The 24305-nt window shown below is 58.5% G+C and carries 25 protein-coding genes and 5 pseudogenes; 17 read left to right on the forward strand and 13 right to left on the reverse strand.

Translation table 11 applies throughout. The annotated features are described in order from the left end of the window. Positions 1-1234 precede the first annotated feature (1234 nt). Positions 1235-1987 (reverse strand): helix-turn-helix domain-containing protein, encoded by a 753-nt coding sequence (locus AWB80_RS30985; protein WP_244206829.1) that lies wholly within the window; start codon positions 1985-1987, stop codon positions 1235-1237. A gap of 345 nt (positions 1988-2332) precedes the next feature. Between AWB80_RS30985 and hisD the strand changes: the two genes are divergently transcribed. Next, on the forward strand, positions 2333-3610 hold the full coding sequence (gene hisD, locus AWB80_RS30990; RefSeq protein WP_061178517.1) for a histidinol dehydrogenase: 1278 nt from the start codon (positions 2333-2335) through the stop codon (positions 3608-3610). A gap of 24 nt (positions 3611-3634) precedes the next feature. Here hisD and AWB80_RS30995 read toward each other — a convergent pair whose 3' ends face one another. Next, on the reverse strand, positions 3635-3826 hold the full coding sequence (locus tag AWB80_RS30995; RefSeq protein WP_061178518.1) for a hypothetical protein: 192 nt from the start codon (positions 3824-3826) through the stop codon (positions 3635-3637). A 26-nt stretch (positions 3827-3852) separates the two neighbouring features. Between AWB80_RS30995 and AWB80_RS31000 the strand changes: the two are divergent. Next, positions 3853-4119 (forward strand): annotated as a pseudogene (locus AWB80_RS31000) (transposase); the annotation flags it as partial. Between the two features lie 345 nt (positions 4120-4464). On the opposite strand, the pseudogene AWB80_RS31005 reads toward AWB80_RS31000, so the two are convergent. Next, a pseudogene (locus tag AWB80_RS31005) lies at positions 4465-5019 on the reverse strand (transposase); the annotation flags it as partial. Positions 5020-5245: 226 nt separating this feature from the next. After that, positions 5246-5446 carry a CsbD family protein gene (locus AWB80_RS31010; RefSeq protein WP_061178519.1) on the reverse strand — a complete coding sequence of 67 codons (201 nt, stop codon included), beginning with the start codon at positions 5444-5446 and terminating at the stop codon, positions 5246-5248. Positions 5447-5608: 162 nt separating this feature from the next. On the opposite strand from AWB80_RS31010, the gene parS reads away from it, so the two are divergent. The 3 genes from parS (at position 5609) to AWB80_RS31025 (ending at position 7176) form a co-directional block, all read left to right on the forward strand. Next, positions 5609-6049, forward strand: coding sequence for a type II RES/Xre toxin-antitoxin system antitoxin (gene parS / locus AWB80_RS31015; protein WP_087131724.1), 441 nt, complete (start codon positions 5609-5611; stop codon positions 6047-6049). Continuing rightward, positions 6046-6525, forward strand: a complete 480-nt coding sequence (locus AWB80_RS31020) for an RES family NAD+ phosphorylase (protein ID WP_244206831.1) — start codon at positions 6046-6048, stop codon at positions 6523-6525. Before parS ends, AWB80_RS31020 begins: the two co-directional genes overlap by 4 nt. 165 nt (positions 6526-6690) lie before the next feature. After that, a complete protein-coding gene (locus tag AWB80_RS31025) occupies positions 6691-7176 on the forward strand; it encodes a ProQ/FinO family protein (RefSeq protein WP_061178521.1) in 486 nt (161 codons plus the stop codon). 329 nt (positions 7177-7505) lie between these two features. Here the strand turns inward: AWB80_RS31025 and AWB80_RS31030 are convergent, their stop codons facing one another. Both AWB80_RS31030 and AWB80_RS31035 read right to left on the reverse strand, forming a co-directional pair. Next, positions 7506-8531 carry an IS110 family RNA-guided transposase gene (locus AWB80_RS31030; protein ID WP_061178522.1) on the reverse strand — a complete coding sequence of 342 codons (1026 nt, stop codon included), beginning with the start codon at positions 8529-8531 and terminating at the stop codon, positions 7506-7508. Between the two features lie 111 nt (positions 8532-8642). After that, positions 8643-9343, reverse strand: a pseudogene (locus tag AWB80_RS31035) (IS3 family transposase); the annotation flags it as partial. 130 nt (positions 9344-9473) lie between these two features. On the opposite strand from AWB80_RS31035, the pseudogene AWB80_RS31040 reads away from it, so the two are divergent. Further along, positions 9474-10602 (forward strand): annotated as a pseudogene (locus AWB80_RS31040) (IS110 family RNA-guided transposase). 269 nt (positions 10603-10871) lie between these two features. Here the strand turns inward: AWB80_RS31040 and AWB80_RS31045 are convergent. Beyond that, positions 10872-11708 (reverse strand): annotated as a pseudogene (locus AWB80_RS31045) (helix-turn-helix domain-containing protein); the annotation flags it as partial. A 163-nt stretch (positions 11709-11871) separates the two neighbouring features. Then, the gene (locus tag AWB80_RS45615; protein ID WP_087131726.1) at positions 11872-12120 is read right to left on the reverse strand and encodes an HU family DNA-binding protein; all 249 of its coding nucleotides are present in this window, start codon (positions 12118-12120) and stop codon (positions 11872-11874) included. Positions 12121-12564: 444 nt separating this feature from the next. Between AWB80_RS45615 and AWB80_RS45760 the strand changes: the two genes are divergently transcribed. The 5 genes from AWB80_RS45760 (at position 12565) to AWB80_RS31070 (ending at position 16272) form a co-directional block, all read left to right on the forward strand. Next, positions 12565-12957, forward strand: coding sequence for an EAL domain-containing protein (locus tag AWB80_RS45760; RefSeq protein WP_160147486.1), 393 nt, complete (start codon positions 12565-12567; stop codon positions 12955-12957). Then, entirely contained in the window at positions 12893-13696 is an 804-nt protein-coding gene (locus AWB80_RS45765; RefSeq protein WP_061178525.1) for a sensor domain-containing phosphodiesterase, read from the forward strand. The genes AWB80_RS45760 and AWB80_RS45765 overlap by 65 nt, the downstream gene beginning before the upstream one ends. A gap of 257 nt (positions 13697-13953) precedes the next feature. Next, complete coding sequence (locus tag AWB80_RS44120; protein ID WP_160147487.1) at positions 13954-14130, forward strand: hypothetical protein; 177 nt, start codon at positions 13954-13956, stop codon at positions 14128-14130. Position 14131: 1 nt separating this feature from the next. Beyond that, positions 14132-14410: a hypothetical protein gene (locus tag AWB80_RS31065; RefSeq protein WP_143328167.1), complete on the forward strand. Its 279-nt coding sequence runs from the start codon at positions 14132-14134 to the stop codon at positions 14408-14410. Between the two features lie 1637 nt (positions 14411-16047). Then, positions 16048-16272, forward strand: a complete 225-nt coding sequence (locus AWB80_RS31070) for a hypothetical protein (RefSeq protein WP_061178527.1) — start codon at positions 16048-16050, stop codon at positions 16270-16272. Between the two features lie 633 nt (positions 16273-16905). Here the strand turns inward: AWB80_RS31070 and AWB80_RS31085 are convergent. Genes AWB80_RS31085 through AWB80_RS31095 form a run of 3 tightly spaced genes read right to left on the reverse strand, consistent with a single transcriptional unit; the run spans position 16906 to position 18350 of the window. Beyond that, positions 16906-17859 (reverse strand): tyrosine-type recombinase/integrase, encoded by a 954-nt coding sequence (locus tag AWB80_RS31085; RefSeq protein ID WP_061178530.1) that lies wholly within the window; start codon positions 17857-17859, stop codon positions 16906-16908. Then, positions 17852-18040: a hypothetical protein gene (locus AWB80_RS31090; RefSeq protein WP_143328168.1), complete on the reverse strand. Its 189-nt coding sequence runs from the start codon at positions 18038-18040 to the stop codon at positions 17852-17854. The genes AWB80_RS31085 and AWB80_RS31090 overlap by 8 nt, the downstream gene beginning before the upstream one ends. 37 nt (positions 18041-18077) lie before the next feature. Continuing rightward, positions 18078-18350 (reverse strand): hypothetical protein, encoded by a 273-nt coding sequence (locus AWB80_RS31095; RefSeq protein WP_087131731.1) that lies wholly within the window; start codon positions 18348-18350, stop codon positions 18078-18080. Between the two features lie 745 nt (positions 18351-19095). Between AWB80_RS31095 and AWB80_RS31105 the strand changes: the two genes are divergently transcribed. From AWB80_RS31105 to AWB80_RS31135, 6 genes are all read left to right on the forward strand, one after another. After that, on the forward strand, positions 19096-19398 hold the full coding sequence (locus AWB80_RS31105) for a DUF7713 domain-containing protein (protein ID WP_061178534.1): 303 nt from the start codon (positions 19096-19098) through the stop codon (positions 19396-19398). A 99-nt stretch (positions 19399-19497) separates the two neighbouring features. Next, entirely contained in the window at positions 19498-19710 is a 213-nt protein-coding gene (locus AWB80_RS45770; protein ID WP_482764099.1) for a CppA family protein, read from the forward strand. 102 nt (positions 19711-19812) lie between these two features. After that, the gene (locus AWB80_RS31115) at positions 19813-19980 is read left to right on the forward strand and encodes a type II toxin-antitoxin system TacA family antitoxin (protein ID WP_341866843.1); all 168 of its coding nucleotides are present in this window, start codon (positions 19813-19815) and stop codon (positions 19978-19980) included. A 911-nt stretch (positions 19981-20891) separates the two neighbouring features. Next, positions 20892-22286 carry a sigma-54 dependent transcriptional regulator gene (locus AWB80_RS31125; protein WP_061178535.1) on the forward strand — a complete coding sequence of 465 codons (1395 nt, stop codon included), beginning with the start codon at positions 20892-20894 and terminating at the stop codon, positions 22284-22286. Between the two features lie 272 nt (positions 22287-22558). Then, positions 22559-22753 (forward strand): hypothetical protein, encoded by a 195-nt coding sequence (locus AWB80_RS31130; RefSeq protein ID WP_061178536.1) that lies wholly within the window; start codon positions 22559-22561, stop codon positions 22751-22753. A gap of 122 nt (positions 22754-22875) precedes the next feature. Further along, positions 22876-23307: a response regulator gene (locus AWB80_RS31135; protein WP_160147488.1), complete on the forward strand. Its 432-nt coding sequence runs from the start codon at positions 22876-22878 to the stop codon at positions 23305-23307. A gap of 177 nt (positions 23308-23484) precedes the next feature. Here the strand turns inward: AWB80_RS31135 and AWB80_RS45050 are convergent, their stop codons facing one another. Then, on the reverse strand, positions 23485-23808 hold the full coding sequence (locus AWB80_RS45050; protein WP_244206833.1) for a response regulator: 324 nt from the start codon (positions 23806-23808) through the stop codon (positions 23485-23487). Beyond that, positions 23775-24284 carry a response regulator gene (locus AWB80_RS45055; protein WP_244206837.1) on the reverse strand — a complete coding sequence of 170 codons (510 nt, stop codon included), beginning with the start codon at positions 24282-24284 and terminating at the stop codon, positions 23775-23777. Before AWB80_RS45055 ends, AWB80_RS45050 begins: the two co-directional genes overlap by 34 nt. Positions 24285-24305 lie beyond the last annotated feature (21 nt).

Below are 24305 nucleotides of genomic sequence, written 5' to 3' on the forward strand. Positions count from 1 at the left end.
CGTATGCCGGAGCACTACGGGGCGCTGTCGCCGATTCTGCACGTCGTGCCGCTGCAGTTGCTGGCGTATCACACGGCATGTGCGCGCGGGACGGATGTGGATAAGCCGCGGAATCTGGCGAAGTCCGTGACTGTGGAATAGTCGTGGGTGGCCTCGGTTAGTCCGTCCGCCGCCGCGTAGGGCGGCGTGCGCGTCCCACGCGAAAAGCGCCCACATCTTCGCTCGACCGATCCGCTCCCACGCTGCGTTCATTAACACGATATCGGACGGGAACTCGCAAAATCACGGATGTGTCCCGTCTCGACAAGGCCCAGCACCTTGATCGAACGATCCGCTTGATTCATTCGCACGACCGTCGTAGTAACTGTCCAAAGGCAACGTTCCCGTTGGCACGAATCCGACTGGCGGCTCGCGCGAGGAATATCAGTTCGTTCCTTGGAAACGCGGCGGCTCCATGCATGATGGCCGCACCGTCGGTAATCATGCAGGCTGCTGACGTAGAACCGGCCCGTCGCAATGACCGCAAAGACCGGTAACTCAACGCCTGCCATCTATGGACGAGTGATTGTTTGCTATGCGAACCTGCCTTGCCAAAGTCCGACTCCGAGACCGCATGAATGTCCCCCTTTGGCCGATCAAAGACGAAAGCCCTCGACTCACTTATCCTGAGTTGGTAGCGTAAGCGACGAACGATGGCGCGAGAATGCGAAACTGCGCGGTGCTCCCGCGAATGCCCCTTTAGCCCACTGGTTGACGGCTACGCAGATCGCACAGTTAGCGGAGCTTAGCGGCAGCAATCCTCGCCAACAGCTGAATCGCTGGAAGCATGACGGGCTGATTTTCGCCATTGAGATCAACGGCAAGGATCATTTTCCGGGCTGGCGGGACGGTCAGCCCACCGCTCAGGTTCGAATCGTCTTCGATAGTCCGCTCGAGCCCACCTTCTCGTCGCTTACGCTCACGGACGCGAACGGCGAGCAGGAAATCCGCCGTGGATGCGCGGCACCACGGAGTCATGTCGGGCGCTCTGCCATCTTAACCCGCGGGACGCCACATGGTGCAGTAGGCGGCCGTCGCGGACGACGGGCATCGCACTCACGGCAATTATCCTTTCGAGGTGAGATAAGGCCCCGTCCGAGACTGGAACGATTCACCCTTCCCCGCCCTACACGAACGACGCGCGCTCCCCACACATGTAGTCGCGAATTTCCCTGGGCAGCGACGGGTCACCGGGTTACAGCGCGGTCGCCTGCCGCAGGTGGCGCTTATGGATCATCCCGCGCTCCACGAAACCCAGAGCGAGGCGCGTCGAGAACGGCTGCCGGTACGACGTCGACGCGACGCCCGTCACCACGCCATACAGAAAGCGCACCGGCCGCCGATGCTGCGGCGTGAGCACCGAGAACCTCAGTTCGTTGCGCTGTTTCGCTTCGAAGTCGATCAGAAAGAAGCGATCGCCGAGCAGCGTGCAAAAGCCCTGATACGTGAACGAATAGCCGACGCGCCCCGAATCGTCGAGCAGCGGAAAGCGCTCTACGGTCACGTATTGCACGACCGAATCGCGCTCATAGAGACACGTGACGGAGCGCAGGATCGCGCCTTTGTAGATCGATGAATTGTGATAGCGATAGTAGACGCCGCACAGATCCTGCAGCGATCGCGCTGATGACTTCAGCAGCGGCAGGAAGCGCACGAGGCTCGGCGCGTCGCGCAGATCGAACGGCAACTCGTATGTCAGCCCTTCGTAGAAGCGCTTGAAATCGGCGGGCACGCGAAAGAGATCGTCGGGCTCCATCATGAAATAGCGCGCGAGCTTCGAGAGCACGTGCTGCGACGGCACGTGAAAGTCCGCCAGATACTTGTTGAACTGCTGCCGGTTGATGTCGAGTTTGCGGCAAAAATCGGCGACCGAATCGAAAGAAGCCAGCAGCGTGGCGAGATTCGGAGCGAGATGGGTCGCGTCGCGTCGTCGGTCGGCACTCGTCACGTCGAAAGTTCTCGGGAAAGGGTGTGCCTAGTCTGGACGACGCCAAAAAATGCGTCAATGTGCGTCGCTTCGCTTCACTCGACCGCGAGCTGCCCGCGCGACTGGGGGCCGGCGCATCGGCTAAACGATCGCGCATCGTCGGGGTTTTCCGTGCCGCGGACGCTTTCGCACGCGACCCACGCGATTCCTGCCAGGCCGATTCCATTGTCATCGTCGCGATTTGCGTCGCATGCGTGCGTCGCTTTGCGTCATGTTTGAGCGGTCTGCGAAATTGTCATCGGCATATCGGCTGCCAACAATGCCTCCAACCAAACCATGAATCGAGCCAACAGGCCTGGAGGCTGTGTGATCCGTCATCTGAAGCAAGGCAAGACCGTCGCGGCGCAACACGATATCGACGCGCAGGTGCGCGGCGGCGTCGAGCAGATCATCGAGGATGTCGCGAAGCGCGGCGACGACGCCGTGCGACTGTATTCGGAACACTTCGACCAGTGGAATCCGCCCTCCTTCCGCCTGACGCGCGATGAGATCGACGCATGCGTGAACTCGCTGAGCGAGCGCGAACTCGCCGACATCCGCTTCGCGCAGGAACAGGTGCGCCGTTTCGCGCAGATTCAGAAAGCGTCGATGACCGATGTCGAACAGGAGACGCTGCCGGGCGTCGTGCTCGACCATCGCAACATTCCGGTCAATTCGGTCGGTTGCTATGTGCCGGGCGGGAAGTATCCGCTGATCGCGTCGGCGCATATGAGCGTGCTGACGGCGAAGGTCGCGGGCGTGAAGCGTGTCGTCGCGTTCGCGCCGCCGTTCAGCGGACGGCCGCATCCGGCGATCGTCGCCGCGATGCATCTCGGCGGCGCCGACGAGATCTACTGCCTCGGCGGCGTGCAGGCAGTCGCCGCATTCGCGCTCGGCACGCCGTCGTGCGCGCCGGTCGACATGATTGTCGGACCGGGCAATGCGTACGTCGCCGTAGCGAAACGTCAGCTCTTCGGCAGGATCGGCATCGATCTCTTCGCGGGACCGACCGAAACGCTCGTGATCGCCGACGATTCGTCGGACGTCGAAATCGTCGCCGCTGATCTGCTCGGCCAGGCCGAACACGGCACGAATTCGCCGACGGTCTTCCTCACCAACTCCGCGCAACTCGCCGAAGGACCGGCCGCCGAGATCGAACGCCAACTTTCGACGCTGCCGACCGCGCCGATCGCCTCGGTCGCGTGGCGCGACTACGGCCAGATCATTCTGTGCGACACGCTCGACGAAATGGTGCAGGAAGCCGATCGCATCGCGTCCGAGCATGTGCAGGTGATGACGCGCGACCCCGACTACTTCCTCGAACGCATGACGAACTACGGCGCGATGTTTCTCGGCGATCGCACCAACGTGTCCTACGGCGACAAGGTCATCGGCACGAATCACACCTTGCCGACGATGAAAACCGCGCGTTACACGGGCGGCTTGTGGGTGGGCAAATTCCTGAAGACCTGCACGTATCAGCGCGTGCTGACCGACGAGGCGTCCGTGATGATCGGCGAAATCTGTTCGCGTCTATGCGCGATGGAAGGCTTCGCGGGCCACAAGGAACAAGCCGATATCCGCGTGCGCCGCTTCGCGAAGTAGCGCGCATTGCAAGAAGAGAAGCGTTCACAACGCTCCGTTCGAAACCCACCTCAAAGGGCAATCATGCGAACCATCCAGCGGCTGCGCTTTCGCGAGCGCCTTCGACATCGGCAAGTTCAGCACCGCGCTGTTCGGCGGAATCGGCGTCACGAACCAGCGGTCGTACAGCGCCTGCATTTGCGGGCTCTTGTAGAGATCGGCGGTCGCGTCATCCACGATCTTCTTGAATTCGGGATCGTCGCGGCGAGAGCCGGGTGGATCAGGGCATAAGCAAGCAGGGCAACCGGCGCGTGCGCGCGCTGTTGACCGAGCTGGCGTGGTCATGGCTGCGCTACCAGCCCGGCAGTGCGCTGACAAAGTGGTTCTATCAACGCACTCAGGGAACGCACCTGAATCGCCGGTCCCGACGCGTTGCGATCGTCGCCGTTGCACGACGTCTCGCGATAGCTCTGTGGCGCTATCTGAAAGATGGTCTTATACCCGAGGGAGCGCAACTGAAGTCAAGCTGATTCGAAGCGTGCGGTACAACGCCGTTCTGAACGGCACGATACAGGATGCAGGGACGGTCTGAAGTGAACATGCCCGTGGGGTGCCCGGGTTACTGACGTAGCCGATTCTTGAGATGGGGCATGCTCCCGGAACGAAATTCCGGCGTAATGCGCATGCAGGATGAAGCTGGCCAACCGCCAGCGGATAGAAGGTGGTGAGACGCAGAGTCTCACGAGCGCAACGATCGGCTTCGGACCGGTAGATTCACTGCCGTAGGATCGCCTCGCTTCGTCGAGGTGTAGGAGGAACGTGCCTACGATTCACAAGTCAGGCTGAGAACGACCTTGACAACGTTCCGCTCATAGAAGGGCACCCCGTGCCTGAATAAACAGACTACGGTAGATGGTCTTGTGTGACACGTGATAATCCTCGTCGCGCGGCCAGGAGCGTTTAAGCCATCCAGCAATCTGCTGAGGTGACCACTGCAACTGGAGCTTGTGGGCAACGATACGTGCCAGAACCCGATGCCTGACCAGTTTGCAGACCTTGGGTCGGTGCGCCCGTTCCCACGCAAGCTCGTCCGCGTGGCTGGCCCGATAGCCTTTCTCTCCACTGTTGCGCTTGATCTCCCGACAGATCGTTGACGGCGATCGCGATAGTCGCCGTGCGATTGACTGGATCGAGTCTCCCGCCGCCAGGCCTGTCGAGATCTCCTCGCGTTCAGCAAGAGTGAGCGCGAGCCTCGATCGTCGCCGCGGCGCAGGCTGGATTCCTCCAGTTTGCGCCAGAATTCCTTCTACCGACGAATGATTGCGATTAAAAAGCTCGGCGATGTGCTGCAACGACTCACCAGCACGCCAGCGCTCCCACATCAACGCCTTCTGACTCTCGCTGTAATAGATCCGCGTTCTGCACTTCATCTGCAACACTCCCGCTGCTCATGCAGCAATCATTGTGCTGCATCGATCGGTTGAATCCGCCAAGTTGAAGCAGCCGGTCACGATCGGTTGATGGCCCAAACTGCGTGGTGCGTAGGCCCTTCGGCTGCGTGTGGATAGTTCAATCAGGGAGCATGCGGACTGTATTGAGGCGCGCGGCGAGCGCCGCGTGACCCCTCTGACTCAATCAATGGGCGAGCGCGGGTCCTCACCGAATTAAATTTTTCGTCGCGCCTGCACTGCCGATCAGCAAACCTAGCCAAAAGCTCGAGATCGCAACGGTGGTCCCGGCTACTTGCCCGACCCTACCTTTGATTTGGCTCATCGCGTCGCCTGCACCGCTGCCAATGGCCTCCTGTACCTTGCCTGTCGCCTCGTTCAACATTCCTTTCGCCTCGGTCGTGTCCATTTCCAGTCTCCCAAAATTTGTTAGCTCCGCGAGGTCTGTCACGCAACCGCCATACCTACGTATCGCACGCGACTTCGGTCAACTCGTTCTGGGCGGCGAAGCGCACCAGCGCCCGACGCTGCCAATTTGGTGTAACATAGATGCCAAATGGCAGGAGGTGCTATGACGGTCATCGGCAAAATTTCGGCGGATTCATTGTTGGGCGGACGCTCAGTTTTGCGCCGCGCACCTCGGTCGGGCCTCGAATGGGTGGATATCGTCCGTCACGGCATCTCCTCCCAGGCGCTCGACTCAATGCTCAAATCCATCGCGATTTCGCAGTCAGAACTGGCGCAGGCGCTCGATATTCCCGAGCGGACCTTAGCGCGGCGCAAGCGCGAAGGCGTTTTCAGCCGCGAGGAGTCGGCCAAGTTACTACGACTCGCGCGTGTCGCGGCGCGCGCGGCGGAAGTATTTGAAGATCTCGATCTGGCGATCGCGTGGCTCAAGGCGCCGGCAGCGGCACTAGGCGATGCTACTCCGCTCAGTCTTCTCGATACGGACATTGGTGCCGATAGCGTGATGGATACGCTCGGGCGCATCGAGCATGGTGTTTTTGCATGACCTTGATGGCATGGCGGGTAGTGTCAGAGCGGTATGCTGATAGCGCCTTTTCCGGCGAAGGTGCGCGCCTCTATGGTGGACGATGGAACCCGAAAGGGGTGGCGCTCGTATATACAGCACAGACACAATCGCTCGCGCTCCTCGAGATGCTCGTGCAGGACTCACCACTGCGTGCCCGGTATGTGATGATCCCGGCTCGAATTCCTGAGACCTTGATCGAGCGCGTCGATGCTGCGACTCTGCCGCCCGACTGGAGAGAGCTCAGTGCACGGACCGAGCTTCAACAGATTGGTGCTATGTGGGCCCAGAAGCGAACGAGCGCGGTGCTTGCGGTGCCGAGCGCGGTCGTCCCTGCCGAAACTAACTATCTGCTCAACCCCAGTCATCCAGACTTCGCCCAAATCGCGCTTGGGGCGCGCGATGAATGGGAAACTGACCCGCGGTTGTTGCGGCGCGCCGCTCGAAACGACTCATGACAACGTGTCGTCGCCGCGCAACCGGCAGTTTGATTTTCGCAAACGGGCTTGAGCTAGAGTTTCGACCGCGTTCGGCTCCGCCGCCTGGGAGGACCGCCACGGGCGCTGAACGGCGATGTTTGAAGGCGACTGGTAAAATCTGGTGACTGATTTCAGGCATGCACAATGGGATTCGAACAGCTCGTTGGGCTTAAGGCGCTGCTGAACCAGGGCGCGAAGGGCAAAGAGGTGGCGCCAGGCTCGACGTCACAGCCAGTGGACGTCGCGCGGGAAATCAAGCAGCCACCGAAGCCTCGGCGCACGTCTGCCGACGCAGCCGCGCGCGCGGTCACTACGCTGCAACGACATTTCCCGCGGGCGTTTCCGCGCAGTCCGACGCCAAAGGTCCCGCTCAAGGTCGGGATTCTTAAGGACGTGCTTGCGAGAGCGGCGTCGCTTGGACTCAGCGAACGAGACGCTCGAAACGGCGTGAAGCTCTGGTGTCGTGGCCAACGCTATTGGACGTGTCTCGTCGAAGGCGATGTCCGCGTGGACCTTGCTGGCGCAGTCGCTGGTGCTGTCACCGCTGCCGAAGCAGAGTACGGGATAAGACAGGAAAAGACTCGGCTCGCACGCAGGCGGGAACAGATTGCAAACAAGCGTCGCGCTTGACCCCGTCGAGCGGAAAACATAATCCAATCGCGGCTACATTTGACATAAATAGTGGCGCTACTGATCAACGTTTTTGCTGTAGGTCCCAAGTTCAAATCTATGGCCAGCCCGAATTTTGCAACCTCTGGTTTTGACAGTGTGTGGCTTGCGCAAATCTATCCGGAATCGTGCCGGACGCTCGTCCGTTGTTCCGAGATGAAAACCGCACCGGTCGAACCTCAAAATGTCGGCAGCTGCTGGTGAGCTGTAGAACTTGTCAGGGTATTCGTCCGGTCGCTGAGCCGTTGACCATCAACCTTCAGCAGTCGCAAAACCTGATTAGCAAAATCTCAACTTGTGCGGACCAACAACGAACCTTGATATTCCGTGTGTTTTGTGAGAACTGCCCACGCAATCCGAGCAAGCTTGTTGGCGAGCGCGCATGCAACGACATTCGAGTGTCGTCGAGTCAACATTGAACGAATCCATTCCCCGAGCCTGTCGTTACGTTTGTGCACGCGTTGTATGACGGCACGTGCGCCTTGCACGAGCAGATGACGCAGATGTTTGTCACCACGTTTGCTGATGCCACATAACTTCGCTCGTCCGCCCGTGCTCTTCTGGCGTGGGACCAGTCCGATCGATGCAGCGAAATTTCTTCCACCCGCATACTGGGCGATGCTTCCGATCTCCGATGCGAGCAAGCTGGCCGTGATGGTGCCGATCCCTGGGATAGAGAGCAATCGAGCGGCGTTCTCGTCCCCATGAAGCTGCGCGACCAGTTCCTTCTCGGTCTCGACAACTTGCGCGTCGAGATATTTATAGTGTTCGTGCAGTCGTTGAATGATTTGGAGAAGCCTAACCGGAAGATCATGGATCGCGATGACATCAGGCAAACGACGCAAGGTTGCTTTGGACATTGGCACCACGACGCCAAATTCGAGCAAGATGCCATGAATTCGATTGATGGTGGCCGTACGTTCAGTCACCAAACCCTCGCGCGTTCGATGTAACGCGGCTAGAAGTTGCTGGGCTTCTGTTCGAGGCTCGACGAAGCGCATCGCTGGTCGGCACGCAGCTTCACAAATCGCCTCAGCATCGATGTAGTCATTCTTGTTGCTCTTCACGAACGGCCGCACGTATTGCGGCGAAATCAGCTTGGTCACATGCCCCATCGCGTTCAGCTTGCGCGCTAGCCAGTGCGAGCCAGCACAGGCTTCCATGACGACAGTAACTGCTCTGAGATTGCTGAAGAAGGAAAGCAACTGCTGACGCGAAAGCTTCTTGCGAAAGATCGCATGGCCCTTCGCATCCTGCCCGTGAACGTGAAACACATGCTTGCCCAGATCGATGCCGATCAGCGTGACTTCGTCCATGTCACCCTCCTTCTACGTGGATCGAACCTCTCATCGTAGGACGATCGCTGGGATCGGGCTGGCCATTCCATTATGTCGCGTTTGGGGGTGCGGCGGAATTCTCGGACTGGTCTATGTCGTCAGCCCGAGACTTTCCCGGTATTCAATCGGACTGAGTGCGCCAAGCGAGATCTTGATCCGTTTCTCGTTGTACCAGCGAATGTACGAGTCAACGATCTCAATGAATCGGTCGGTGCTGATGGCCTGCCAGTCCCGAGAGTAAAACAGTTCCGTTTTCAGCCGTCCAAAGAAGCCTTCGCACCCGCGTTGTCGGGCGAGCATCCCTTGCGCGACATTGAACGAATCAGATTGGCCTCACGTATTCGGGTAAGCCAGCCTGGCCAGCGATAATGCGCACCGCGATCTGAATGGACCACAGGTCGGCTGTTGCTATTGCCCATTGCTTCGATGGCAGCATCGAGCATCGTGTTCACAAGCTCGGCGTCTTGTCGCGTACCGATCGACCAACTGATCACAAGCCCATCGAAGCAGTCAATGACCGGCAATAGATAGACTTTGCCGGTAGGAATCTGGAACTCCGAGATGTCCGTGAGCCACTTTTCATTCGGTGCTGCGGCCTGGAAGTCCCGGTTGATAAGGTTATCTGGAGCAGGACCGATTGCTCCAGCGTAGGAGCCGTATCGACGTCGCCTCGTCGTGACCGCGCTGAGATGTTCCTGCTTCATCAGGCGCCGAACGACCTTCTCCGAGATGAATACTTTCTGCCTGCCAAGTGCCGCGCGCATGCGGCGATATCCGTAGCAGCGGTGATTTAGGCAGTATGACTTTCCGTGAGGTAGTGGCTGGCCCGCCGTGCTGAATCAGGCGCGGGTTAGCATTGCTGCCAGAGCCGCATGGTGTGCACGAGGGCGACACCCGGCGATTTCCAGTACGGAGGCCAGCATGGGACACGATAGCACGGTGTATGTCGGTCTGGATGTCCACAAGGAATCGATCACGACAGCCTACGCGGTCGACATAGGCGAGGTCGAATTGCTGGGCAAGATCGGCACCTCGAAGACAGACATCGATCGCCTTTGCCAGCGCATGCAGTCCAAGGCGACGCACGTCCGCATCGTCTACGAACCAGGGCCGTGCGGCTACGGCCTCTACCGGCAATTGGTGCAGAAGGGGTTCGACTGCATGGTATGTGCCCCGTCGCTGATTCCCAAGAAACCGGGCGAGCGGGTCAAAACCGACCGCCGAGACGCGATCAAACTCGTGCGCTCGTTGCGCGCAGGTGATCTCTCGCCAGTCTACGTACCTGGGGTCGAAGATGAGGCATTCCGGGACTTGGCCCGCGCATGGGCCGCCGCCAAAGCGGATCTCAAGCACGCGCGCCAGCGACTCAAATCCTTTCTGCTCTCTCATGGTATCCGTTACACCGGCAGTGCGAACTGGGGGCCGGCACATCGAAGGTGGATCAGCACCTTTGCGTTCCCCAACCACTGGCAACAACTTGCCTTTGACGAGTGCCGTCGTACGATCGAAGACAGGCTCGGGCAATGCGACCGCCTTGAGGCGGCGCTACGCGAGGCTGTGGTCAAGTGGCGCTTCTATCCGGCCGTACTGGGGCTGCAGGCAATGCGGGGGATCCAGTTCACCACGGCAGTAGGCATGCTCGCCGAACTCGGCGACCTCTCGCGATTCGAGCATCCGCGCCAGCTGATGGCTTGGCTCGGGGTGACGCCCTCCGAACACTCTTCAGGAGATCGCCGCCGTCAAGGCAGCATTACAAAAAACGGAAACAGCTATGCAAGAAAGCTGCTCGTGGAGGCTGCGTGGAGTTACAGATACCCCGCTCGGGTGAGCCCGGACATCCAACGCCGCCATGAAGGAATCCCGCGACCGATCATTGACCGCGCATGGGATGCTCAACTGCGACTGTGTCGGCGATATCGCAAGTTCGCAGCGCGCGGCAAGAATGTGAACATCGGTGTGGTTGCCGTGGCGCGAGAGCTCGCCGGGGTTCATCTGGGACATCAGCAGACTGGCGATGTCCCTCGCCATACCGAAGGATGCCAGACCTTGACACCACGATACCTTATCGAGAACACGGAGAGTTTCCTAAAGGCGGCGTAGCCCGGCACCCGAGTAACCCGCGATTGGACTATGCAACACATCTCATGCGACTTGCGACTTTAGGTAGCGGCAGGCTCAAAGGGCGGACCACAGTAATGCGGTAACCAACCCGCGGATATCAGTGTGACCAACCGTCGAGACGTACTGCTACGTCGCCCTCAGGAAATTCAGATAAACCAAAAACCGAGAACCGATCGCGATTGACAAGGAAAGTCATATCAGTTCAAAGATATCCACAATGGCAACTCGTACGCCAGCATACTTGTCGGCAGTCTGTATCTGCGCCCGGTGATAGAAATAGGAGCTACGGGCGAGCCCCAATTCAGCAAGAAGCTCCGGCAGCGTGTAAGTCTGTTTCAGGGCATCAACCAGCTCCGTCTTCTCCCGATTCGTCAGGAGTTGCGGGTCGACGCCCAGGCCTTTTTTTAATATTTCATTGGCCTTCTTCAGGATGTTGTGTTCGATCTGGAGCTTTCGGATGTCTCGTCGGAGCGATTCGACCTGCTGCTCCAGCGTCGCCTGCTCGGAGGTCTGCGGCGGATCCTTGCGACGTGTCATGGTTGAAACAGCCTCCTGACTGAGTAACCGATTTCTCCAGTTGTACAACGTTGGGCGGCTCACGCCAATCTTTTTGGCAACTGCCTCAGCGCTTTCTCGTCGAGTGCACAGATCGATGACCGCTGTCTGTCTGAGCTCTGGCGCGTAACGAATACCCGAAGTCTTCCCGAGAGCGCATTTCTTTCGTTGAGGATGCAACTCGTCGAGCCAGGCGACGAGCGTCCCACGTCCCGGATATCCCAAGGCCTTTGTCGTTGTTGCCAGCCACTGGTCGTGGCTCATGTAGTGGTCCGTGGCCGCCTTCTTTTGTTCCAGCGAGTAGCGCGGCTTCAAGCAAATACGTTCCCTCGGCAAATCCAGGCATCGCTCGTACGCGTGATACCAACGTTCGAGAGATTTCGTTGTCGGATAGCCTAATTGACGAATGGTCGCGGTCAGGCGCTTTCCAAGCTTCGAGTAGAGCTTCACTGCTCGGATGCGGTCTTCGTACGAATACATGGACTAGCTCCTGATAGTCCAAAAATTCCGCCGCACCCCCCACCCAACATTTCAATCTGGCCGTGACATTTTTGACATTGACATTGATGGGCTCTGCGTCGGCCGCTCGCAAAAGCCTTTTCTCTGAGGGTATCAGTTCACCAATGAATGAGGGGCGACCAGCCTACCTCAGAGCCGTGCGGAGATCGCTGCTCGCTATGAATGTGACGACCGCCCTCTTTCGCGCTACATCGGCTCCGTTTATTGTGCGAGCGCCGATCGTGAAGATCCCGAAACCGTCGATGTCAACGGCTATTCCTTCTGCTACGCAATTAACTATCGTATTGAAAACCGAATCGACAATTAGCATAGCGGTTCTGCGTGGAATCCGAGCATTTATTGATACAGTCTCGACGAGATTTTGTTTGTTCATTTTCTACGTCAATGTGATTAGCCAGCGGACATCCAGCCAAACATTTTTGACGATGTAGCGTGGAATGAATCCGCCGTGCGGTCGATCAAGGCGTTGTGATTCTTAGGTGATTCAAGCAGTCGGCTTAGAATATCGATTTTTTACTGCACCCATCCACGCGGGTCCGGCGGCGCTTGATTTTACGTAGGCTGGCGCATTTCCCCGCGCCGAAGGTAGTCTTTACTCGTTCCGCCACATAGATTTTGCGTCCTTCGGAAAAAACGATGGCCGTGAAGTCGATACTCTTCCGCTTGCTCCCTTTATCGACGCCCACGGCGACTGCTAGCCCGGTTTATTCGCTGGAAGCTGCAAGTCGTCTGAATCGCCACTTGGTTCGGTTTCTATGTCAGAATCAAAGGTGATTCCTCAGAAGTATTCTAGCAGCATAAAAGACGTGGGGGTCTGGTGCCAAACGATTTTTCCGCGCTGTCCGATGCGAGTCAAATACTGACCTTACGTGATGCCGTAAAAGATGGAGCGATAATACCTGTTTATCAACCCATCGTTCATTTTCAGACAGCGGAGGTTTCGAGCTTCGAAGTCCTGGCACGTTGGCGTCATCAAGATTACGGAGAAATCAGTCCGACCGTCTTTATTCCGCTCGTGGAGCAGGTTGATCTCATCGGCGAGCTCACGGCAGCATTGATTCAAAATGCGTGTTCCTCTGCGGTCGGAATTCAAGGCAATTTCCGTCTGGCGATCAACATCTTTCCGCGGATTTTCGTACGGCGAGATGCCCGAGCTGTTCGAAGGGGCCGTGAAGGCCTCGGGGTTTCCTCTCTCCAGGACGCAGATTGAAATTACGGAGACGGCGATCATTGATGACGTCGAGGCGGCCCGCGAAACCATAAATCGACTCCGAGAAAAGGGCGTGCGCATCGTGCTCGACGATTTCGGAACCGGCTACTCGAGTTTGACGCGCCTTGAGGCGCTGCCGTTCGACAAGCTTAAGATCGATGCGAGCTTCATACACTCGATGCTCGAGTCTCGCCACAGCCGCAAAATCGTCAGTGCGGTCATTGGCCTGGGCCACAGTCTCGGCATGCCGGTCGTGGCGGAGGGCGTCGAGACTGAGCGACAAGCTCACATGCTGGTTCATCTCGGCTGTGATCTCGCGCAGGGTTGGTTGTTTGGACGCCCAGTAAATGCCAAGAGCATTCTGAGTCAGCGCGGTCAGCGGCCCCAAGAGCCGCTTCCTGTCGACCTTTCGACAAATCAATGTTTGGCTGAGCTCGAGGCGATCTACGCCGGCGCGCCGATTGGACTATGTTTCGTCGATCGGCAGCTCCGCGTGCTGAAGACGAATCCACGATTTGCGGGGATGCTTGCTACCAAAATGTTGGAGGGCAGAAGCCTATCGGAGTTTTTTCCTGCCGCAACCGCGGCCCTTGAGCGAGATCGGGACGCATATGGCACCGCGTTATCTACGGCGACTTACCATTTGACACGGGGGACGTCCACTCCATGCCAAGTAAATGTGGCCCCAGCGCGCGACGAATTTGGAGAGATTATCGGTTTTTTCATGGTCGTTGTGTGACAACGGCTAACGGCTTGCTGAATACCTGGCTATTCGGAGTTGTGAAAGGCATTTCAGCCGGACGTGCTAAAGTTTTGTAAGTAATCGCCGAAAATACGTTCATGGAACATGATGACCCATCTGAAATCACGCCCGGCAGTCTGCTGCATCAGGAAGCGAAGGCTATCGCTCGGTAGGTTGCAATCATCCGCAAGGCTCAGGGCAAGAGCAGCGCCAGAGACTTTCCGGTCAATTCTGATGAATGGCGCCAGGCAAATATGGAGTTCGCGAACGACCTGCTGATCGCCATTCTCGCCAATCGGGACGACATGCGCGACGATTTCAGATTTTTCGATTTAGGTTATGAAAACGACGAAGACCACCAGCGAGCGCTTGAGCAGGAGCGCACGCTATTCCTGCGGCTCAGCCAGCGGTGGTTGAAAAATGGCGAATGAAATGCGACGCAACTTGTTCGGCACGCGCGTGGTAGCGTTCTCGATAGTCATCGTCGCGACGCCATTGGTCACCGCGACGACCAAGGACAGCCAGATGAGAGTTTCGCTGACTGTTAAGGAGACGTGTCGCGCTACGATTGGGCGCGGTGGCGCAGATGTATCCTGCCTTGACAATACGCCTAGCAAGATCTCTTACGGCCGGCCCTTTGCTGTGCTCGATGAACCAATCGACGCGAAGAATCAACCCGCCCAGGACTCAATCGTAGAAATCGCCTTTTAACGCTCGCCTTTCCTGATTGAGGGCAGCTTATCCGGGGCGAACTGCTAATGTCCGCGGTAACTCAGATCCGTTTGAATCCGCTTGAGTGGGCTTTTTCTTGTCCAGCTTCGCTATGTCGCCGGAGGGGATCAGCGGATCAGATCATCGGCGAAGTCATCGGGCACCTTTCGCCAGGCTGGCGTACCGGGCTCCAAATCACTTGGATTGGCTTTGTCCCGCGCTTGCGGATGGACGCGAGCGTTTGATTAAACATCCGCGCCATGTCGTGAGAGCTGAGCGTGACAGGATCGGCCGCGCGATCTCGGGCATTGATCAAAGCAGTCCTCCTCGGCCGAGGAACCACGCAACTGTGATCAGCCAAGCTGGAGTCAGGGCTATCAGGATCACGCCAGTAACGATCATGCGATCGTAGCGGCGAGTGGCCCGGTCGAATCCCCCTTGTCTGGCTCGGACGCGCCGCGAGAGACGCAGCGAAGACTGCCTGCGTCCCTCCGGAACGGATAATTCCATCAGAGGATGACTCATATCACCGGCTGCTGGCAAGGTAACGTTTCTTCTGGGCATTGTTCATGCCGCTGTCGGCAAATAATCATCGCAACCACGCGTGTTCGACGCTGCAACGCAACAATTCCTTCTGAAGTATATCAGCGCGTAACCTGAAGGGCTTCTTTAATATTACATATCCTTGCGCGGCATATTAATAAGCTAATACCGGTACGCTTTGCCTCTGTCGGGAGAGAGCCGAGGTATCATGGATCGATATTTCACGACACGACCAGGAGCTATCCACGGACTCTTGAAAATCAAGTGTGGAAGGGCAGAAGCTTTCTCCGTGAACGGTGATCGGCCGGCGTAGAGATGGCGTCGAAATCATCGACATTGAGAACATCCTCCTAAGCGTCCGCGTTGGGCGGCTCGCGCGCTTTTTCCATGCGACTGCGACGGAAATCATGTCGTTTTCATCAGCTTAAGGCTCCAAGTCCCTTTGAGCGCGGCGCTTAAGCGGGCTTTTCGTCGGCCAGTTGCGCTATGAAGCTGTAGCGCATGAGGTCATCGGCGAAATCCTCCACCGCCGCATGCCAATCGGCTGGTCCCGTTCCAGCTCACTTGGATTGCGCTTGCCTCGGGCTTTGCGGATGGTCGCGAGCGTGAAATTGAGCGCCCGCGCCAGATCATGAAACCCAGTCTCGGACAAGCCTGCTGCGTCGTCTCGGGCGTCGCTCATAGTATTTCTCCCCGACCCAAGGCCCAAGCCACCGTGACCAGCCAGCCGAGCGCCAGGACAATCAGGATCGTGCCCGAGATGATCATGCGATCATAGCGGAGAGAGGTCCGGTCGAGCATTGCCAGCCTGGCCCGTACGCACCGAGATATCCGCAATGACGACCGTTCGTGGTGCCATTCAGCGGCGTTAATTTCTACCATAGGGTGACTCATGCCAACCTCTCGCTGGCGTTGGGGATGTTTCCTCTGAGCATTCTTTATGCCGTTGGCAGCGGCCCATGCGATCCTCACATGCCACAACAAGTCGCAAGCGGTTGGCCGACATTTGGTTTGAGTTCAGTGTTTGCTACATAACATAATGATCAGATGGTTACTTATACGCTTTGCCTGTGCTACGAACCTCCGGGGACCTCATGAACCAATATTTCACGACCCGCCAAGGCGCAATCCGGCGGTTGATCGAGATCAAGCGCGAGATGATGGGAGCGGGGTACCCGTTGGCAACTGTCGTTGGCCGCCGCAAAGACGGCTGCGAGATCAACGGTGTTGAGAGCGTGCTGGTGAGTGTCCGCGCCGGCAGGATTGCCTGCTTCTTCCACACGAGTGCAACAGAGAACCGCGTCGTCTTCATCAGCTGAAAGAATTTCCAGCGCATGACGCGGAGGCGGAAAAAAGCCCGTTGCTGGAACGGGCCAAACACCTACCTACTTCCGAGGGGAAGAGCGCGTGGTTACAGCGCCCCGCACTCAGTATCGGCGGTTTTGCGAAATCGTCAAGCAGGGGCGGACAAAACTTGGAACAGGATGTGCAAGGGGGTTCTCAAACTTCCGCTTAAGGCTCATTCATGCGTCGATCCCGACGCTATTACTTTGCGCATCCACCGCACGTCCTCTGGACAGTGGGACGGCCTAATCCTGGTCGGCGATGAGGAAATTGGCAGTATTGCAGCCTGCGATACACCCCAAGCGGTCGAGGACGCTGCGCGCGAAACCGGGTTGTTCCCGGATCACGTGGAATTCGAGGCGGAATGAGTCACAACTGAAAGAGAAACCGCCATGCTGACATGGACGAAAGACCGGCCTAGAGAGCCCGGAGTTTACTGGCTCGAGATAGACCAAGGGGAACCCGAGGCGCTGCGCGTATTCCAGCGTTTTGACGAGTGGGTCTATGCTCACTTCAACCAGAAAGGGCTTTATTCCGTGGAAGCCGTTCCGGATGATGCGCGCTGGGCGGGACCGCTTAGGCCTCCTGTGTAAACGCAAGGAAGGACTTCAATACGCCACTTTGAAAGTCGGCGAGTCCTCCGGCCGGCTCTTGCGCCGGTCGTAGATCCGCGTGGTGGCGATGTTGGCGTGGCCCATCCACTCTTGGACCTTCGCGATATCCGCCTCGTGCTCAAGGGCGTTGGTCGCGGCCGTCGCGCGCAGGCTGTGGACGCCGAACCCCTGCAGGTCGATCCGGGCCTGCGCCGCATAAGCGAGCACGGTCTTGTAGACACCGTCGGCCGTGAGCCCTGCGCCGGTCTTGCGCCGCGCCGGCTGGAATAATGGCGCCGCCGGCGCGTCGCCATGGCCGGCCGCTTCCAGATAAAGATGAATGCGTTCCGCACTCCCCGGATGCAGCGGCAGGTTCCGTAGCTTGTCGCCCTTTCCATGCACCCGCAAATGCGGCACTCCGCGCCGTGAATGGATATCGCGGACCTTTAGCAAACACAGTTCTTCACGTCGCAGGCCGTGATAGAGCAACACCGAGAGCAGCGCCCTATCGCGCTTGCCCTTAAGCGTGGCCGGGTCCGGCGCATCGAGCAGCGCCCGCGCCTGGTGATCGCCGAGCGCCGGCGTCTTCCCCTCCCCGCTTTCGACGCGCGGCCGCTTCGCGCCCTTGACCGGGTTGGTTTCGACGGCGTTCTTTTCGCATAAGTATTCGAACAGCGACGACAGCGCGGCCAGCTTGCGCCGGATGGTCGCGCCGGATAGCGCCCGCTCTTCCATCGTCGCCCGCCAAGCCAGCACATGCCCGCGGGTGACGATTCGAAATTCCTCCGGCCGGGCGATGCCGGCAAAGCCCATAAAGTCCTGCAGGTCGGCGCGGTAGGCGCGGCGGGTGCGCGGATTGTCGAGTTTGGCGAACCATTCGGCCTCCGCTGGCACGGCCGCCAGCTGGTGGAACTCGGCCGCCGTCAGTTTGCGGGCGCTGCCGGCGACGGAAGGAAGCTGCTCAGCCATGAGGAATCGCCAGATAGCCTATGTAAGCCGTAATCACCGCAATGCTGGTTGCCCAGAGAAACTGCCAGTTGCGCTGGTAAAAGCCGACCAGCGCTCGCGCCAGACGGGCAGTCCAGTGATATTCAATGGTGAAGCCCGGAAGGAAGATGAACCGGCTAGTTGGATCGTTTTCGAACTCCATGATCTTCCCTTTTCCTTCGTACCACCGCCGCAAGCGCTCAAACATCCGCACGCACTTGGTTCTCCCCCGGCAGCTCCGCTCCGTGCGTACGGATCAGCGCGATCAGCTCGGACGGGTTGATTTCATGACGGGTTTCACGCTGGATGCCCAGCTTGCGTAGGTCACGGTCGATCATGATGACGCCGCGCGTATCGGTTGAGGCTTCGACGCGCACGCTGCGCAACAGCTTTTTCTCATCGTCATATTCGGCAAGCAAGTGCATGGCGCCGAACGCGCCGGTGCAATTTTCTGGGAGGTTGGTTAGGGGCATTGCGATTCCGTGAGAACGAGACGCCGGTCAGCATCCATCCGCGCAAGTATACTAACTTCTCATACTATTGATAACATATTTTATCAATAGTAACGAGACATGAGAAACCGCTTTCGCGCCATGCTGGCGGAAGCAGACTGTGTTACTTCTTCTTAGGCTTAGCGACTCCCCCGCCCTTGCGCTAAGCGAGATATTATGCCGCGACCTCTTTTTCTTTCTTGCTCGATTTCGGGTCGCGCAAAATCTTTGCGGCGTCCGATGCGGCTTTCCTACCCGTTGCCATGGTCACCCCTTGATCGTCTGTTGACTTGCGCACGGCAGGCTTGATGCTCGTATGCGGAAACGAGGCGATATTCAATATTAAGGTGAGGCCTGTTAGCTGCGAGAAATCAGGTCGCGCAGGCCTTCCTGGATTTGATCAAAAGCTTCCAAGCCTTCTTGCGTCAATCCCGCCTTTTCCGGCTCTGTACGCATAATCGCCAGCCGGCGTTTCCATGCTGCGTCGGGACCGTTGCTCCGCACCGGCGCGGCATTCGTCGTGAAGCCACCTTCGACGTTTGGGACTGATTTTCCTGGCGAACGCGAATGGCCGCAGCCTCGAAAAATTCCTTGTTGATCTCGGCCGCATGAGCGCGGCGGCCGGCGCCGACAGCGGCGACCGTGGCTGGCATGAGCCCACCAAAGGGCTCCCAGACGACGTCATTGAAATCACTTGCTGCGACGATCTGCCTGCCGCTTTCAGATCATGGACGTGACCGTTCGAGGCCGCGTTGAATGGACCGGCGAAAAAGGCGCTAATCAGCCATGCGTGATCATCGATGGACGGCGCGTCGAATGGAACGACCTGGGCGCGATGCTTTTGGCGTTCGAAGGATGGCAGTTCCGACTCGAGATGCTTGACCCAAGCGACGAGGCGTCAAGCCCACCGCATGCGCAGTTTTGCCAAGCTACATTTTCCAAGCTCGCGCCTGCTCCGCTTTCGCCCTTTTTGCGCGACCAGAATTGGATCAACAGCGCTTGCCAGCCGCGCAAATACTGTATAAATTAACAGTACTGTGTTTGCATACAGCACGGAGAGCGAGGTGGCGCACTTGGTCAGGATTTGCAACGAAAAGGATCGGCAAACACTCGATTGCTGCGCAGACACGTGGGCGATGCCGCGATTGCCCTCGCCGTCCAACGATGCACAGAATCCGGCAAGCCTTTTCTGTCAGCGGTTTGCCGACGCTTGGGCGTTCAAACACCGGACTTCGCCGTGCCGCGCCCGCAAACGCCGAGCCCAATCGCCCAAGACGCGTTGGCGACCATTCGGAGCATCCTCGCAGCGCGAACAACAGCAGCGAGACGGGTTGCTATATAGACGCGGTAGATGGTGGGCAGCAATTGGCATTGATGCGGGACTATCCGTCGTCGTTGAGCAGCCATGCGGGAAGATCTCGCACGCCATTAGGACCTGACCAGCATCGTGACCCAGGCCGCACTACGCGAAGCCGATGCGGTCATCGCCGCCGTCGAGCAGATCAAACTGGCTGACGACAGCTACATGCGCTTGCTGGCGTTGCTGGAAAATCCGCCCGCGCCGAACGACAAGCTCCTTGCTGCCGCCAATGCGCTGCCGAAGCCCGTATGACAGTACCAAGCTGGCATGAAGAGCCCATTCAAAAGGCACACGACCGGAATGCGTTTGACTGCAACGATTATGACCTGAACCAATATCTGCGGAAGTTCGCGCGCCAGAACCACAAAAACGGAGGCGCCAAGACATTTCTCGCGATCGATGACTCGACCGGCCGAGTGCTTGGTTTCTACTCGCTTGCGCCGACTTCGGCCAACTACGAACAGACGCCGGGAAGTGCGCGAAGGGGTTTGCCTCGGGCACGCAGTGCAAGGTTTTCGCCTCGTCCGTCTCGCAACCGATCGAGGCCAGCACGGCAAGGGGCTCGGCACGCAACTGTTGCTCGCGGCAGCCTTGCGATGCATCAGGGTCGCCGACGAGGTCGGCGGCGTTGCGCTTTTCATCGACGCCAAAACCGAGCGCGCCGCAAAGTGGCATGAAGAGAGAGGGGTGGAGAGATTAACCGGCATATCGGCGAATTTTCCGGTCCTTTGCTTATACCTCTCAAGACGCTCGAAAGCGCGCTGAGGGCCGCAGGGAGGCTTTAGCGTCACCGCGTCAGACCGTCGTGTTTCGTCCCGTTATCTCAGCAGCTTTTGCATCGTCAGCTCGTCGCCCCCATCGCAAACGATCCAATACTTTGTTTCGGATAACAGGCGCGAATTACCTCCAACATCGGAAACTTTCGGCAAAAACAGCCCTCCCTTGGGGCACCTTTTTGCCGGCAGTCAGCCCTGTTGGAAATCGCTACTTCTACTAAAGGAGGGCCAGCAAATTTAGAGAAACTATTACGTTTGAACAATTCATTGGTTCGGTAGACTCATTAGAAATATTCAAAACTGTTTAACGTTTGCCGTGCATTTGATGTTTTCGAAAGGGGGCGCATAATTTGTAAGGAGTTGTTACAAAAATAGAGAGAAAAGGCCATGATCGGGGAATTTCGCGACCTTCGGTACGTGGGGGTGGACATACCCACTGACCTCCGGTCTGCATTAGTAGAGCGTCGGTGGTCCATCGACGTTATTGAGCTCCACCGACCTCGCAGTCCTGCCCGGCAGCACGCCCGCGGAAGTGCGGGCATCGTCGACTTTTCGGGCGTTCGCCTTCCGAACGATCTCCGCGCTGTCGAACAGTTGCTGGCTGGTTCGACTGTGGGATGGGTAGCGATCGGATATCCGGAACAGCTCAACGACGCTGTGGTGCGCAGGCTCATCCGCCAATATTGCTTCGACTACGTGACGTTGCCGAGCTCAAGCGAGCGTATTGTCAACGCCGTCGGGCATGCCCACGGCATGGTAAGGCTTCACGACGAGGCGTCCTATGAAGAACAGCCAGTTGCCGAAGGAGGCGCTGGCGGAATGATTGGCTCCTGCGACGCGATGCTCGCCCTCTTCCGGTCGATTCGCAAAGTCGCCATGACTGATGCACCTGTTTTTATCTCCGGTGAGTCGGGGACCGGCAAGGAACTGACCGCCGCGGCCATTCACGAACGATCGCTGCGACGCAGTCAGCCGTTCGTCACCATCAACTGCGGCGCTATTCCGGCGCACCTGCTGCAATCGGAGTTGTTCGGCTACGAGCGTGGCGCATTCACGGGCGCCAATCAGCGCAAGATCGGGCGTGTCGAGGCGGCCAACGGCGGGACACTTTTCCTCGACGAAATCGGCGATCTGCCGCTCGAAAGCCAGGCGAGCCTGTTGCGCTTCTTACAGGAGCGCAAGATCGAGCGCCTAGGAGGCCATGAGTCTACGCCGGTCGACGTGCGCATCATTTCGGCGACCCATGTCGACATGCACACGGCGATTCTCGAAGGGCGTTTCCGAGCCGACCTTTATCACCGCCTCTGTGTACTGCAGGTCAACGAACCGCCGCTCAGGGAGCGTGGCAAGGACATCGAATTGCTCGCGAAGCACATGCTCGCGCGCTTCAAGGCGGACGCGCGCCGGCGTCTGCGCGGTTTTTCTCCCTGCGCGATCGCCGCCCTGCACTCCTACACGTGGCCGGGCAACGTGCGCGAACTTATCAACCGCGTGCGCCGTGCGATCGTGATGTCCGAAGGACGCCAGATCACCGCCCATGACCTGGAACTGGACGACCATACCGCGGCCGTCCCCATGACCCTCGCGCAAGCGCGCGAAGCGGCCGAACGTCGAACCATCGAAGCGGCATTATTGCGTCACCGCGGCCGCTTCGGCGAGGCCGCGCACGAGCTCAAGATCTCGCGCGTGACGCTCTACCGCTTGCTGAATTCGCACGGTCTGCGCCCTGCCGTGCTCGAAGACCCAAACGACTTGACGTCCTCTGAACGTTCAGCGGCCTAGCGCAGATAACTATGACCTAACCGGATGCCCGCTCATCGTGGGCATCTATCTGCCGATGTGTTTTTAACGCCCTGAGCACCGATACCAATACCCTTTCTCATCTCCGAGGGCCCTTCGGCCCTCGCTGGTATTTTCCTTCATCTGGCATCGCCGATCAAACTTTGGCAAAGTCGGGCACCTTCGACCGCGGGCACGCCTTAAGAGAGACGCGAAAACTATGCCGAGCGCGGCGTCCGGGTCTATATTTTGAATGTACCGCGAAGAGGCGAGAAATGACCGGCTCAGCACAAATTCAAATCGAGCGTCAGGCTGGCGGATGGGTATGGATCGGTTTGTCGTCAAGCGATGCGAGCGGTGCCGTCATTGTGCTGGCGCAATCGCGAGAGGCGTTTTCGACCCACGAGGAGGCGCTGATTGACGCGATAAACGCAATGGATACGCTCGGCAGCGTATCGCCACCTGGATAGCATACCGGGGCCATATTGGCACGCGCGTTGCACACGCGGAAGAAAACGCTATCCGCTTGACTGCCATGCTATCCCGCTCTCCTTGCCTTCCCGGCCTATGGGCCACGCGTGTCTTCGACGCCGTGACTCCGCCCGTCGCCGTGCTGATTGTTGACGACGATGCAGCAATGGCCGCCGCGCTTGCGGCAGCCCTTATGGCCTATGGATATACCGCTGTCGCCGTCGGTGGCGGCCTTGCAGCTTTCGAAGCTCCGCAAGCCATGACGCCACATGTCGTCATCCTCGACATCGAAATGCCCGAATGCGATGGATTTACCGTTGCGAAGGCCATGCGCGGCTCGACCCGGTTCGCGACAGTGCCGATCATCGCGCACACTTCGTTACCCGAAGAAGACGTCATTGCACGCGGGAAAGCTGTCGAGATCGACGCTTTCTACCGCAAGGGTGAGCCGCTTCATGGTCTATTCCGGATGATCGAGCATCTCGCACCGGCGCAAAATCGAATCGCCTCCCCACCCGACTCGGACTGCTCAAACCGACGGCATCGCGATTAGTCAGGTTAATCGATACACGAGCGGTGGCTGCCTCGAGAAGCAGCTCGAGCACTTCGACCGGCACTCGGAGCTGCCAGCACCCGCACCGGCATATTTCACCGATTGCCCGTTATTTGGCAAAGGAGCAAAGCTCTCTCCTTCGGGTGCAAGGTTTGCATGGTGGAAAGTGCGTAGAGTTCAGCTCTCGACGACGGCTCGAAGCATCTCCATCGAGACCGGCTTGCGCAAAACCCCGAAGCCAACTTCAGCGACGATCTCCCGGGAGATCGCATCTCCGCTCGACACGACGACGCGCATGCAAGGCCACAACTCGCGGGCGTGGCGCGCCAGGTCGATGCCGGACATGCCGGGCAATTGAAGGTCAGTGAACAGCAGATCAAACTTCTCATCGTGCAGCCGCGTCAACGCTTCTTCCGCCGTGCGAACGCCCCTGCAGGTATTACCCAGCGCCTCCAAAAGTTCGCACGTTACGTCGAGTGAATCTTCGAGATCTTCGACCACCAGTATCCGTTTGCCCGTCGCGGTGGCCGCCGGAACCGCCGCGATGCTTCCCGCGATGTTGCGGTTGAGCATATGCCTGACCTTGCGCGCCAGGTCGCTCCGTCCATAGGGCTTAACCAACAGTTCGACGCCTGCATCCACCCGTCCGCCATGGACGATCGCGTTCTGCGTGTAGCCGGAGGTGAACAGCACTGCAGCTTGGGCAGCAGTCGCTGCGCTTGCCGGGCGAGCTCGGGGCTGCGGATTTTTCCCGGCATGACCACGTCGGTGAATAGCAGATCGATCGGCAGGCCACTTCGCAAAATAGTCAGGGCACCTTCGGCATCGTCTGCCTTCAGCACGCGGTAACCGAGTTCCGTGAGAATCTCGACCGCGGTCGACTGAACCTGCGGATCGTCCTCGACCACCAGGATCGTCTCTGTGCCGCCTTCCACTTTCGCTTCGGTCAGGCGTGTCGGTTCCGTGTCGGCGGCCATCGCCCGAGGCAGATAAATTTT

This window comes from Caballeronia pedi, assembly GCF_001544915.2.
GTDB lineage: Bacteria > Pseudomonadota > Gammaproteobacteria > Burkholderiales > Burkholderiaceae > Caballeronia > Caballeronia pedi.

Excerpts from the sequence above, each read along its gene's own strand:
- AWB80_RS31010 (WP_061178519.1), bottom strand. The coding sequence starts at position 5,446 with ATGGACACGACCGAGGCGAAAGGAATGTTGAACGAGGCGACAGGCAAG.
- parS (WP_087131724.1), top strand. The coding sequence starts at position 5,609 with ATGACGGTCATCGGCAAAATTTCGGCGGATTCATTGTTGGGCGGACGC.
- AWB80_RS31020 (WP_244206831.1), top strand. The coding sequence starts at position 6,046 with ATGACCTTGATGGCATGGCGGGTAGTGTCAGAGCGGTATGCTGATAGC.
- AWB80_RS31025 (WP_061178521.1), top strand. The coding sequence starts at position 6,691 with ATGGGATTCGAACAGCTCGTTGGGCTTAAGGCGCTGCTGAACCAGGGC.
- AWB80_RS31030 (WP_061178522.1), bottom strand. The coding sequence starts at position 8,531 with ATGGACGAAGTCACGCTGATCGGCATCGATCTGGGCAAGCATGTGTTT.
- AWB80_RS45615 (WP_087131726.1), bottom strand. The coding sequence starts at position 12,120 with ATGAACAAACAAAATCTCGTCGAGACTGTATCAATAAATGCTCGGATT.
- AWB80_RS45765 (WP_061178525.1), top strand. The coding sequence starts at position 12,893 with ATGCCCGAGCTGTTCGAAGGGGCCGTGAAGGCCTCGGGGTTTCCTCTC.
- AWB80_RS44120 (WP_160147487.1), top strand. The coding sequence starts at position 13,954 with ATGGAGTTCGCGAACGACCTGCTGATCGCCATTCTCGCCAATCGGGAC.
- AWB80_RS31065 (WP_143328167.1), top strand. The coding sequence starts at position 14,132 with ATGCGACGCAACTTGTTCGGCACGCGCGTGGTAGCGTTCTCGATAGTC.
- AWB80_RS31070 (WP_061178527.1), top strand. The coding sequence starts at position 16,048 with ATGAACCAATATTTCACGACCCGCCAAGGCGCAATCCGGCGGTTGATC.
- AWB80_RS31085 (WP_061178530.1), bottom strand. The coding sequence starts at position 17,859 with ATGGCTGAGCAGCTTCCTTCCGTCGCCGGCAGCGCCCGCAAACTGACG.
- AWB80_RS31090 (WP_143328168.1), bottom strand. The coding sequence starts at position 18,040 with ATGGAGTTCGAAAACGATCCAACTAGCCGGTTCATCTTCCTTCCGGGC.
- AWB80_RS31095 (WP_087131731.1), bottom strand. The coding sequence starts at position 18,350 with ATGCCCCTAACCAACCTCCCAGAAAATTGCACCGGCGCGTTCGGCGCC.
- AWB80_RS31105 (WP_061178534.1), top strand. The coding sequence starts at position 19,096 with ATGGACGTGACCGTTCGAGGCCGCGTTGAATGGACCGGCGAAAAAGGC.
- AWB80_RS31125 (WP_061178535.1), top strand. The coding sequence starts at position 20,892 with ATGATCGGGGAATTTCGCGACCTTCGGTACGTGGGGGTGGACATACCC.
- AWB80_RS31130 (WP_061178536.1), top strand. The coding sequence starts at position 22,559 with ATGACCGGCTCAGCACAAATTCAAATCGAGCGTCAGGCTGGCGGATGG.
- AWB80_RS45055 (WP_244206837.1), bottom strand. The coding sequence starts at position 24,284 with ATGGCCGCCGACACGGAACCGACACGCCTGACCGAAGCGAAAGTGGAA.